Annotated in this window: 11 protein-coding genes; 9 read left to right on the plus strand and 2 right to left on the minus strand. The window is 44.1% G+C overall.

Annotated elements, in window-relative coordinates:
- Positions 1–157 precede the first annotated feature (157 nt).
- From P0M11_RS04885 to serS, 9 genes are all read left to right on the plus strand, one after another.
- Positions 158–2,305 (plus strand): SurA N-terminal domain-containing protein, encoded by a 2,148-nt coding sequence (locus P0M11_RS04885; RefSeq protein WP_275624691.1) that lies wholly within the window; start codon positions 158–160, stop codon positions 2,303–2,305.
- Between the two features lie 110 nt (positions 2,306–2,415).
- Positions 2,416–3,366 (plus strand): MlaD family protein, encoded by a 951-nt coding sequence (locus P0M11_RS04890; RefSeq protein WP_275624692.1) that lies wholly within the window; start codon positions 2,416–2,418, stop codon positions 3,364–3,366.
- 14 nt (positions 3,367–3,380) lie between these two features.
- Entirely contained in the window at positions 3,381–4,709 is a 1,329-nt protein-coding gene (locus P0M11_RS04895; protein ID WP_275624693.1) for a (Fe-S)-binding protein, read from the plus strand.
- 80 nt (positions 4,710–4,789) lie between these two features.
- Positions 4,790–5,575, plus strand: coding sequence for a (Fe-S)-binding protein (locus P0M11_RS04900; protein WP_275624694.1), 786 nt, complete (start codon positions 4,790–4,792; stop codon positions 5,573–5,575).
- 80 nt (positions 5,576–5,655) lie between these two features.
- Positions 5,656–6,147 carry a hypothetical protein gene (locus P0M11_RS04905; protein WP_275624695.1) on the plus strand — a complete coding sequence of 164 codons (492 nt, stop codon included), beginning with the start codon at positions 5,656–5,658 and terminating at the stop codon, positions 6,145–6,147.
- Positions 6,148–6,215: 68 nt separating this feature from the next.
- The gene (locus tag P0M11_RS04910; protein WP_275624696.1) at positions 6,216–7,346 is read left to right on the plus strand and encodes a glycosyltransferase; all 1,131 of its coding nucleotides are present in this window, start codon (positions 6,216–6,218) and stop codon (positions 7,344–7,346) included.
- A gap of 4 nt (positions 7,347–7,350) precedes the next feature.
- Positions 7,351–8,604 (plus strand): polysaccharide biosynthesis C-terminal domain-containing protein, encoded by a 1,254-nt coding sequence (locus P0M11_RS04915; RefSeq protein ID WP_275624697.1) that lies wholly within the window; start codon positions 7,351–7,353, stop codon positions 8,602–8,604.
- Between the two features lie 36 nt (positions 8,605–8,640).
- Positions 8,641–9,144, plus strand: a complete 504-nt coding sequence (locus P0M11_RS04920) for a hypothetical protein (protein WP_275624698.1) — start codon at positions 8,641–8,643, stop codon at positions 9,142–9,144.
- An 81-nt stretch (positions 9,145–9,225) separates the two neighbouring features.
- Positions 9,226–10,494, plus strand: a complete 1,269-nt coding sequence (serS, locus tag P0M11_RS04925) for a serine--tRNA ligase (protein ID WP_275624699.1) — start codon at positions 9,226–9,228, stop codon at positions 10,492–10,494.
- 96 nt (positions 10,495–10,590) lie between these two features.
- Here the strand turns inward: serS and P0M11_RS04930 are convergent, their stop codons facing one another.
- Complete coding sequence (locus P0M11_RS04930; RefSeq protein ID WP_275624700.1) at positions 10,591–11,379, minus strand: hypothetical protein; 789 nt, start codon at positions 11,377–11,379, stop codon at positions 10,591–10,593.
- A 98-nt stretch (positions 11,380–11,477) separates the two neighbouring features.
- Complete coding sequence (locus P0M11_RS04935; RefSeq protein WP_275624701.1) at positions 11,478–12,221, minus strand: sulfite exporter TauE/SafE family protein; 744 nt, start codon at positions 12,219–12,221, stop codon at positions 11,478–11,480.

Consider the following 12,221-nt stretch of genomic DNA (forward strand, 5'->3'; position numbering starts at 1 on the left):
CCAATTCCTGTGCCAATGAAATTTTCACAAAAGAATGCGGACAAAATTTCCTTTATAAACACCAGGACAGGCTTCCAACATAAAATTGAAACGATATTTCTCTTGTTTCTTAAAAATGTGTATTTTCGCTGACTGATAAAATATATATTACAATATAATGGCAATTTTAGGTGAAATTAGGAAACGACCGATTTTATTAATGGGAATCATCGCCCTGGCGCTGCTGGCGTTTCTGGTAAATCCGGATACGTTTGACAAGCTTTTTGGGAAGGATCCAAACATTCTGGGAAAGGTAAATGGGGACGAGATTACACGTGAGGAGTATTCTGATCAGCTTTTTATCCTGCAGCAGCAGGCCCAGCAACAGGGTCAGCCCGCTACCGGTCTGGAAGAGCAGGCATGGCAGATGATGGTCCAGAGCAAGCTTATCAAACAACAGTTTGAGAAAATGGGTCTGGAAATGACCGATGATTACTTCTGGAGCCAGCTTCAGTTTGATCCTATGTTTGCCCAAAATCCTGAAAATTTTGATGAAAAAGGGAACTTCCGTCTGCAGGAAATTAAGAAGCAGGTAGAGACTCTTCAGAATAGCGGCGATATACAGTCATTGAACCAATGGAATAAAATGAGAAAATCCATTGAGTACAGAATGATGGCGCGTGAACTTATTTCCAATATCAATTCCGGTGTTACTGTAGGTAAAAAGGAAGTGGAGGAGATGATTAGGCAGCGTGACAATCTTGCCGACATTGATTATGTAAAAGTAGATTACGCATCTTTCCTGCAGAAGAATCCTATAAAGGTGACTTCTGAAGATCTTGCGGCCTATATCAAGAAGTACCCAAATACCTATAAGACTGATGCAAGTGTAAACCTTGGAGTGGTATATTTCCCTGCGCAGGCTAGTGCACAGGACGATGCTGCCAAACTTAAAGAGATCACAGGCCTTCTTACCGGTGGTAATACCAATGGTGGTGTGGTGGAGAATTTTCAGAATACCGCCAGCGATTCCATGTTTGTGATGCTGAACTCCGATATGCCTTATGATAACAGATATCTTGGCGAGAACGAGCTGCCGCCATCCATCAGAGAGTGGGTGAAGACTGCAGCTCCGGGTCAGATTACCGGACCGTATAAAGAGCAGAATGTATATGTGCTTTCCAAAATGCTGGACCGCAAACCTTCAGATTCCGTGCTTTCAAAACATATCCTGATTGCCTATCAGGGTGCACAGAGATCAACAGCTACCCGAACAAAGGAGCAGGCGAAGAAAACTGCCGACAGTCTTTATGCCATAATCAAGGGAAACGCGGCCGCTTTTGCTGATGGTCTTAAAATCTCAGATGAGCCCGGCGCGGTTGAGAGAAACGGAAGTGTGGGTTGGGTAACTCCTGCTTCACCATTTGATCCGGCCTACCTCAATTTCCTGATGAGCAATCCTAAAGGCGCTACAGGTGTTCAGGAATCCAGTTTCGGATATCACATCATCAATATTGAAGACAAGAAATCAGGGTCCATGACCTATAAACTGGCCAACATCGTGAAAGCGGTTACTCCCTCTGAGCAAACAGAGAATGCAGTGGACAAGAATGCCAGACGTTTTATCCAGCAAGTCCAGGGTAAGTCGTTTAACGATTTTGCCAATATTGCCAAAAAAGGCAACTATATGTTCAGTAACCCTAAAATGGTGAAAAGATTTGAAGGTCAGATTTCAGGACTTGGAACGCCTAAAGATTCAGAAATCATTGCCTGGGCATTTGATAAGAAAAGGGAAAAAGGAGATACTGAATTCTTCGTGGTTGACGGTACCGGCGACCGTGTAGTTGTTATGTTGAACGGTAAACAGGAAAAAGGCCTGGCCGACCCTGAATCCGTTAGAGATCAGATTGAGCCAATTGTGAAAAATCAGTTGGCAGCCAAGAAAATTATTGAGAAGATGAATGCAGCTAAAGCAGGCAGCCTGGATCAGGTAGCAAAACTGTTTGGAACAGGAAAACTGAATGCGCAGGTAAATCTTCTGAACCCATCTGTTGGCGGTTCCATGGAGCCACGTGTTGCAGGCGCAGCATTTGGCGTAGCCAAAGGCAAAGTGAGCAAACCTGTGGAAGGCATGACCGGTGTTTATGTAGTACTTAAAAAGTCCGAAACAATGAACAAACAGCCTGGGGACATTAAGCAAATGACCGAATCAATGATGCAGCAGAACGCTAATTTCTTCGGCCAGTCATTCATCAAGAGTCTGCAGGATAATGCCGACATCAAGGACTACAGAATTGAAGTCTGGGACAAAGGGGTAACCCAATAAGAAATTAATAATGAAGCGGCTCTCAGTAGCCGCTTTTTTTGGCCCGGTTTTTTCAAATTGGAGATGGAGAAAAAATCCTATCTTTGCTAGACTTAAGTTATACCAATTAGATGAAATTATCAAAAGAGATAAAAGCAGGGCTTATTGCTGTGCTTTCCATTGTCGGCTTTGTGCTGATTTTTCAATTTATGAAAGGCAAAAGCCTCTTTACAACCGACAATATTTTCTATGCAAAATATGATAATGTGGAAGGTATTGAGCCCGCCAGCAAGGTTTCTATCAATGGACTTAAAGTGGGACAGGTAAACAATATTATTCCGGTGACGGACAAGAACGGGCGGGTGTATTTTGTAATTTCGTTTGCTGTAGACAATGATTTTAAATTTTCAAAAGAATCTGTAGTTGAGGTTTTTGAACCCGGCATCATGTCGGCCAAGGAAATGCGTATCAATCTCGCTTACAAAGGGGCTATAGCCAAAGACGGCGACACTCTTGTCGGAAATTACAAACCTTCTTTAATCAATAACCTTGGTGAGCAGGTAGGTCCTGTTAAGGATCAGTTGCAGGAAGTGCTTAAGAAAGTGGATTCACTCGCATACAGTGCTAATCAGGTATTGGATGACAGAAACCGGGCAGAGATCCGTGCCTTGCTCATCAGTCTGAACCGGACTGTGGCAGCCTTCGAGACTACAAGCCGCCAGGCAAACGCCTTAGTTGCGAATAACGACCCAAAACTTCAGCGTGTACTGGATAATGCCAATGCAACGATGATTACGGCTAATACGGCTGTTGATAAATACGGTCGTTTGGCAGAAAGCATCGATACGCAAAAGCTTAATGCCACTGTAGCCAATCTGGATGCTACAGTAAGCAAACTGAATAACGTAATTTCCGGAATAGACAGGGGAGAAGGCTCCCTTGGAAAAGTAATGAAGGACGAAGAACTTTATAACAATCTCAATTCAGCATCCAATAATCTTAATGCTTTAATTGAGGATCTGAAAGCCAACCCGAAACGTTACCTGAACTTTTCCGTATTCGGCAAGAATACCAAAGACTAAAACTCCTTTTCAATATGCAATATATTGACAATATTATTTTCCTGATTGCCCTTGTTTTGGGTTTTGGACTGTTTTTCAGAAGTCTGAAAGAAATTTACAGAAACATTAAGTTGGGTCGCCCTATCGACCGTACAGACCGTCCGGGAGACCGCTGGCGTACAATGGCAAAAGTAGCCATGGGGCAGAGCAAAATGGGCAAGCGTCCCATCGCAGCCATTCTGCACCTTTTCGTTTATGTAGGCTTTGTAATCATCAATATTGAGTTGCTGGAAATTATGGTGGATGGTATCTTTGGAACCCACCGTTTTCTGGCTTCTGTCATCGGAGATTCTGCTTATGGAATCTTTACTGCCATACTGGAGGTTTTGGCCTTATTGGTTATAATTGCGGTTGTCATCTTCTTTATCAGACGTAATTTCTATGGTGTGAAAAGGCTTACGATGAAGGAGCTTTTTGGCTGGCCTAAACAGGATGCCAACTGGATCCTTATTATTGAATTTGCCCTGATGACAGCCTTCTTCACGATGAATGCTTCAGACTGGTTGCTTCAGCACAGAGGTGTGTACGATGCTCACGGTAGTTTTCCTGTTTCGTCGGATATTATTGCACCGCTGTTCACGGGCCTGTCCGACGGTACATTAACTTTCATTGAGCGTGGTGCCTGGTGGTTTCACTTTCTGGGGATTTTATTCTTCATGAACTATCTTTATTACTCAAAGCACCTGCACATTATCCTGGCTTTCCCGAATACGTGGTATGCTAATCTGGAGCCTAAGGGTAAATTCAAAAACCTGGCCTCGGTTACAGCTGAAATCAAGCTCATGATGGATCCCAATGCCGATCCTTACGCGGCGCAGCCCGATGCTGATCCCAATGCGGTGCCGGAGAAGTTTGGAGCCAACGATATTTTTGACCTCAATCAGGTGCAGTTATTAAATGCTTATTCCTGCACCGAATGCGGAAGATGTACCGCTGTTTGTCCGGCAAACATTACCGGCAAAAAATTATCGCCGCGTAAAATCATGATGGATACCCGTGACCGTGTAGAAGAGGTAGCGAAAGTTATTAATAAAAACGGTAAGTGGGAAGACGATGGGCGGAAGCTGCTGGACGACCATATCCAGCGGGAGGAAATCTGGGCCTGTACCACCTGCAATGCCTGTGTGGAGGCCTGTCCGGTACTTATAGACCCATTATCCATCATTATGGAAATGCGCCGCTTCCTCGTAATGGAACAGTCGGCGGCACCACAGGAACTGAATCTGATGATGACCAATGTGGAGAACAATGCCGCACCATGGCAGTACAATCAGGCCGACAGGTTAAACTGGGCAAAAGACTAAAATGATGCTTTGAAAACAGGATAGTGCGCATTTATTAGTGCAGGCCACATCATCACATCAACTAATTAGCAAATTAAATAATGGATTTTACTATAAAAACAATGGCAGAATATGCTGCCGAAGGAAAATCTCCCGAAGTACTTTTTTGGGTGGGCTGCGCCGGCAGTTTTGACGACCGCGCCAAGAAGATTACACGTGCTTTCTGCAAAATTCTTAATAAAATAAATGTTGAATTTGCCGTACTCGGACCTGAGGAAAGCTGTACGGGTGATCCTGCAAAACGTGCCGGAAACGAATTTGTTTTCCAGATGATGGCGCTTACCAACATTGAAATCCTGAATGCTTACGCTGTAAAGAAAATCGTAACAGCCTGTCCGCACTGTTTCAATACAATCAAGAATGAATATCCAAACCTGGGTGGAAATTATGAAGTGATTCACCATACGCAATTCCTGAAACAGCTGATGGAGGAAGGAAGGCTGAAGATTGAAGGCGGAAGTTTCAAAGGAAAGAAAATCACCTTCCATGATCCCTGTTATCTGGGTCGCGGGAACAACGAATACGAGGCTCCGCGTATGCTTTTGGAAAAACTTGATGCCGAACTCGTAGAGATGAAGCGCTGCCGGACAAACGGTTTGTGCTGTGGTGCGGGAGGTGCCCAGATGTTTAAGGAGCCTGAAAAAGGGAATAAGGACATCAATGTGGAAAGGACAGAAGAAGCTTTGGCTGAAACTCCAAACATCATTGCAACAGGTTGCCCATTCTGTAATACTATGATGACAGACGGAATTAAGCATTTCAATAAAAATACGGAAGTGGAGGTTAAGGATATTGTTGAACTCCTGGCCGAAGCTGAAGATCTCTAGCTAGACATGAGATTTCAGACATTAGATTTCAGATGTACAAATGTCTGAAATCTAAAATCTAACATCTAATATCTAAATCTATGAAAATCGAAGAATCCAATATAACAGAAACCAACGACTACCGGGTAATTATTTATCCTGCGTCGCGTCCTTTCACACCAAAGGAGAGTAAGGTAATAGCAGAAAAACTCTACGATTTCCTGGCTACTTGGGCAGCACACGGGAAACCGTTATCTTCGTCCTTCAAGATAGAAAAGAACCAATTTATCATTGTTTGTGTTGATGAGGAAAAGGAAGCTGCTTCCGGTTGCTCCATCGACTCGCTGAGTGGCATTATGCGGGAGCTGGATCAGGAATTTAACCTGGGACTTTTTGACAGGATGAAAGCCAGTTTTGTAGAGGATGGTGAAGTGAAAACCATGAAACTACAGGAGTTCCGAAAAGGTTTGAAGGAAGGCAACATCTCTCAGGACATTGAGGTTTTTGATTTTTCAAAGAACAGCTATATCGCTTTCCTCAGCGACTTCCTGCTGCCACTGAATAAAAGCTGGGCAGGTATTTACATAAGTTAACAATAAGGCGAAATCCCTGACAGGGAATATTTTCGCTGTGCAGCCTGAGACTTATCCTCTAATTGCCCATGCTTAAAATCCTATTTCTTACAACTGCACACAGTTACAATGATGACAGGATTTTTCATCATCAGGCCAAAGAACTGAGGTCACAGGGGCATAGGGTGAAAGTATCCAGTCTGAGCTCAGACTATGCAGGTCAACTGGAGGGTGTGGAAATTGAGTCACGCCATATTCTTAACAGTGGTACCGCCAGTAAACTGGAATATTTTCGTAAGGTTTGCGAAGGTTTTAATCCGGACCGCATCATTTGTTCTGAACCACTGGCTGTTATTGCCGCATACAGGTATACAAAGAAGCATCGCGCAACCGTCATCTACGATATTACCGAATGGTATCCTTCCGCCAGAATGGTTGCTCCTTACCCTGATCTGCTTAAACCCCTGCAGGCACTAAGGTTTTTGCTCATTCATATTTATGCGGGGGCAGTAAGTGACCTGTTTATATTCGGTGAGTCCAGTAAGAAGTTTCCGCTTTCCAGGATATTTCCCTTCAAAAGAAAATTACTTTTACCTTATTATCCCGCGCCAGGGTATATAACTGAAAAGATTAATGTATTGAGCCGGGACCGCATTACTTTGGCTTATACAGGAACCTTCAGCAGGGAGAAAGGAATTGAGAATTTTTTTAATGCTGCTGCTGAATTGCGCACCCGCCGACCCAACCTTAGAATAAATATCCTGCTAGTCGGAAGTTCAGCAAGTGAGGATGGGAAGACGTACTTTGACAGACTTCTACAGAAATACCAGTGGGAGAACATCAGGATTCTTCAACCTGTGAGTCTGGAATCCTTCACCATAAGCCTTACAGATGCTGATGTCTGTTTTGATTTGAGGCCTGTGACCTTTGAGAACCACCACTGCCTTCCGATAAAGATCTTTTACTACGCTGCCGCAGGAAAACCCGTAATTTACTCCGACCTGAAAGCTACGCGTAAAGGTGTGGATGTCTTGGATTTCGGTTATCTGGTAAACCCTGAGGACAGTGCTGCTATTGCAAGCCATATTGAAAGGTGGCTGGATAACCCAATGGAGTACAACAGGTATGCACACAACGCCCGTAAATCATTTCAGAAAAAATATAATTGGGACAGGATCAAAGCCTCTTTCAAGGAATTTGTAATCAACGGTAAAAATTAAGTGGATGCAGAAAACCTTCATCCATACTTTTCTCTCGCGGGCACTTATTTTGGTTCTCAACTTTGGAATCATCATTTTTTCTACCAATGTTTGGGGCAGCCAGGGGAAGGGAAGCATTTCCATGCTTATTGCCGATCTGTCCATAATCGGATTTTTCAGCAATGTTTTCGTGGGCAGCATTACTTATCTTACTTCAAGATATAAAACAGCTGATATACTTGGCGTAGCCTATATCTGGTCCATAGTGGTGGGTATTTCCATACCGCTGGTAGTCCATTTTTCGATACGTCCGGTTTATGATTTAAGTTACCTTGTGCTTCTGTCTGTGCTGTTTTCATTACTAACAGCAAATATCAACTATTTCATAGGCAAACAGGATATCCCGAAATTTAATCTTTACACCATCCTTCAGCAGGGTGTACATCTGGTGTTCCTGCTGGCTGCGGTCTATATCTTTGGTTTTGACAGTCTTGATGCCTACTTTATCACCCTAATGGCATGTTATGGTACTCTTTTCCTGGTCAGCACCGTCCAGCTTTATAAATCTGCCCAATTTTCTGAATTTTCCCTCTCAGGAACGGTAATCCGAAGTATGTTCAGTTACGGATGGAAAACACAGCTGAGCGCGCTGATGCAATTTATGAATTACAGACTGTCATTCTATTTTTTGGAAGTTTACCGCGGAATTGCCAGTGTAGGGGTATTTTCAATTGGTGTGGCACTTTCTGAGGGAATTTGGGCGGTAAGCAGGAGCCTTTCCACCATACTGTACGCTAAGGTGGTAAACAGCAGTGACCACCTGGAGTCGGTGGATGCCGCTAAGGTCTCCATAAAACTCAGCTTCCTTGTAACATTATTCTTTATCCTGATAATTCTCTGTGTTCCGGCAAATGTTTACACGCTGGTCTTCGGTGCGGCTTTTCATCAAACCAAACTTATCTTCATGCTTTTGTCACCGGGCATTCTTGCCATTGCGGTAAGTAATATTATAGGCTCTTATTTTGCGGGCGTGAACAGGCTTCGGATACTGAACGTCAAATCTCTTGTGGGACTTGTCTTTACCGTGTTTTCGTCTGTATTTATTATTCCGGAATGGGGCATCATTGGTGCCTGTGTGGTGACTGCCGTTTCCTATTGCCTTTCTTCCGGCATCCTGTTCTGGCAATTCTATAAAACAACACCTTTTAAAGTTACGGATTTACTGCCCACAAAACACGAACTTACCTTAGTTAGGCAGTTGCTTCGCACCCGAAAATAAATGGTTGGTTCGGTGGAACTCTGTATATTTGTTAACATGAAAAACGTGCTATTTTTCCTTGCCGTGGCTTTGTTGTCCGCAGCCAGTTGCCGCAGCGAGAATCCGGATGATATCCGGCGGATCGATCAGGTGCTGAACATCTACATAGATTCGCTGGGCCAGGATATGCTGGACAACACCCTTCCCGGTTCCTATATTTCTGTTACGATGAATGATGTGGATGGCCTTACAGATAATGCTCCTGTACAGTACAACCTTAGGAAAGATGAATCAAATATGTCCTTTATACAGTATACTGCCGGCGCGCGGCGAATCCTGGTGGAAAGTTTACCCGGCAATAAAGAAATCTACCGTTCCAGAATTGCGCTTAATATGAGAAAACAGTTGAATGACAGTGTACAGAGTGTTACAAATGATACCCTGGTGCTTAATTATACCTTAACGCCGCAGGTATTCGAGATTTCCACAGCATTTTATAACGGTGCCCCTGTTTTCACCAAGACACCGGGCGCACCCAATATCATCAAAATAAACAAATAATCCGTAAATTCGCACTGTACAGGGTTTTGCCTGCTTTTCTGCAGCATATTTCCGTCAGTTTTCAAAATTCAATAATTAGAAATGTTACAAGTCAGTTACTTACGCGATAATAGAGACCTTGTGCTCCAGGGCCTCGCCAAAAGGAATTTTAAACAGTCTTCTTTGGTTGATGATGCCATCCGTCATGATGATGACAGAAAGAAATACCAGTTCGATCTGGACCGGAACCTTGCGGAGATAAACCGGATTTCCAAGGAGATCGGCATGTTTATGAAAGAAGGTAAAAAGGAAGAAGCTGAAGCAGCTAAAGTCCAGACCGCCCAATTCAAGGAAAACGTTCAGACTCTGCAGCAGCAACTCAAGGACTCCGAAGCGAAGCTTCAGGAAATCCTTTACCTTATTCCCAATATTCCCTTTGAAAAAGTAAAGGCCGGAACAACTGCCGATGACAACGAAATCATATTCCAATCTCACGATGTCCACGGCTTGGGCGAAGGTGCAATCCCGCATTGGGAACTGGCAAAGAAATACAACCTTATTGATTTCGAACTGGGCGTTAAAATTGCCGGTGCCGGTTTTCCGGTTTATTTAGGTAAAGGCGCACGTTTGCAGCGCGCTTTGGTGCAGTTCTTCCTGGACAGAAACGTGGAAGCCGGATATATAGAGGTAAATCCGCCGCACGCGGTAAATGAAGCTTCAGGTTATGGTACGGGCCAACTTCCGGACAAGGAAGGACAGATGTATTTTGTAAATGAAGACAATCTGTACCTGATCCCTACGGCCGAGGTTCCTGTAACAAATATGTATCGTGATGTGATTATTGATGAAGCAGATCTGCCGGTAAAAAATACAGCTTTTTCCCAGTGCTACCGTCGCGAAGCCGGTAGTTACGGCGCCCATGTACGCGGTTTGAACAGACTGCACCAGTTTGAGAAGGTTGAGATAGTAAGGCTGGAGAAACCTGAAAACTCCTATGCTGCACTGGAAGAGATGGTAGAGCATGTAAAAGGTCTTCTTACCGATCTGGAACTGCCTTTCCGCATCCTGAGGCTTTGTGGCGGCGATATGGGTTTCACTTCCGCTATGACCTATGATTTTGAAGTGTGGAGTGCCGCCCAGGAAAAATGGCTGGAAGTATCTTCAGTTTCTAATTTCGAAACCTTCCAGGCCAACCGTCTTAAGTGCAGATTCAAAGGTGCCGGAAAAACACAACTTGTACACACGCTTAATGGATCGGCGCTGGCCTTGCCACGAATTATGGCTGCACTGCTGGAAAACAACCAGACCACAGAAGGAATTAAACTTCCTGCCAAAGTAGCGGAATATGCGCGCTTTGACCTTATTGGATAGCATGTTCATCTTCAAAAAATATAAAAACCACCTGATTTCGGGTGGTTTTCTTGTTTGACTTGGGCGGTAAATTACCGCTTGCGGTTATAGTTGCCTTTATTTGGTATAGATAACCACTTTCCTGTCTTTGTTCCTGAGGTTTTTACCACCGTCCCAAATATCCGCACTGCGCACGTTTATTTTAACAGTCCTGTCGTCTACCTGCTCCACAAAATCATGTTTTCCCACGATTGATTTTATCGGCTTCTGAAATTTAAGTGTATTGGTGAAATTACCGTTAAACATTTTTGCCATACCAATGATTCCGCCGGCCATTTGGCGGCCATAGGCCTCTATTGAATCCTGTTTTGTACGTGGGGTAGCTGCCTTTTCGTTAACTTTCACCTTCTGCATTTCATAAAGCGATTCCGCGATATTGAATTTTTCGGTGTTGATCTCAAGTTTTTCACCGTCCCATCTTGCAATGTCCTGTAAAGGAATTGATTTCAGTTCCTTCCTGCTGGCGAACAGACTGGCCACTTCCTCAGGCATCAGCTTGTCGTATTTAAGCGAAAGACCCATGATTTCGTCTTTCTGGCGGTTTACTTTTACATACATCTTTTTTAAGGCGCCAACCTCTTTTTCATTCAGCACAATTTTCCCGTCTTTCTGCATATCGTACAGACTTTGCCAGTTTGTAGAAAGTTTGGTAATGTCCGGCAGTGATTCTGACTTTCCTGAAGAATTCAGCATCTTCAGAATTCCCATCGTGCTTTGGTCCATCAATATGCTGGATTCCATACTGGTGGCCGCGTCTTTATAGTAGGTAGTTTCAGTATTTACCGAGCAGGACTGCATAATTCCCAGTGCTGCGGCGGCAAATCCTAACGTTAGTTTTTTAAGCATTTTATCTTTAAGTTTGGCTTTTTTGATTCAAAATAGGGACCAAAGTTAAAGGCTGCCTTACAGCAGCCTTCATTTTCAATTTATTTCATTTCAGTCTGTTAATGACATGTGGAGTGATCGCCGCGCTGGTGTTCCTCGGAACCGTTATGGTTCACCTGCATGGCCTCATGTGCAGGCGAGAGGTAAGGAATTCCCAGTTCCATCCCGCGGATAACGAAAAGGGTTCCCAAAACAAGCATCATAACCGGAATTACCTTAAGGATCTTTATCCGGAATGCATTGGTCATCAAATTACCCAGTAAAACCACTGCGAACATAAACGGGAAAGTTCCCAGTCCGAAAACGGCCATAAACAATGCGCCCTGCCAGATGCCGCCGGCAGCCAGCGACGCTGTAAGGGCCATATACACCATTCCGCAGGGCAGGAAGCCGTTAAGGATACCGGTAGTGAACCGGGAGCGGTAATCTGCCTTTTGCAGCAAAGAAGCAAGTTTCTTCTTTACCTGAAGCAGTAAGCCCGACAGCCATGGGATCTTTGATGCAAAATCCCTCCCACCAAATGAAAAAACTGCCATGAAAATAAGCAGGATTCCCACCGCGACAGTTAAATATTGCTGAAGTCCTGCTATTTGAAATCCCTGGCCCACGATGCCCAGTAATGCTCCCAATAGTGCGTAGGTGACTATGCGTCCCAGATTATAAGTAATATTCTGCAGATGATAGTTGGCGGCCTGCTTCCTTGTAAGTCCCATGGACATGGCAATGGGTCCGCACATACCTATGCAGTGAAAACCTGAACCTATGCCCAGTACCAGCGCTGATAATAATAGTGCATTTTCCAT

Origin of the sequence: Kaistella sp. PBT33-4, assembly GCF_029194425.1 — a bacterium.
Lineage (GTDB): Bacteria > Bacteroidota > Bacteroidia > Flavobacteriales > Weeksellaceae > Marnyiella.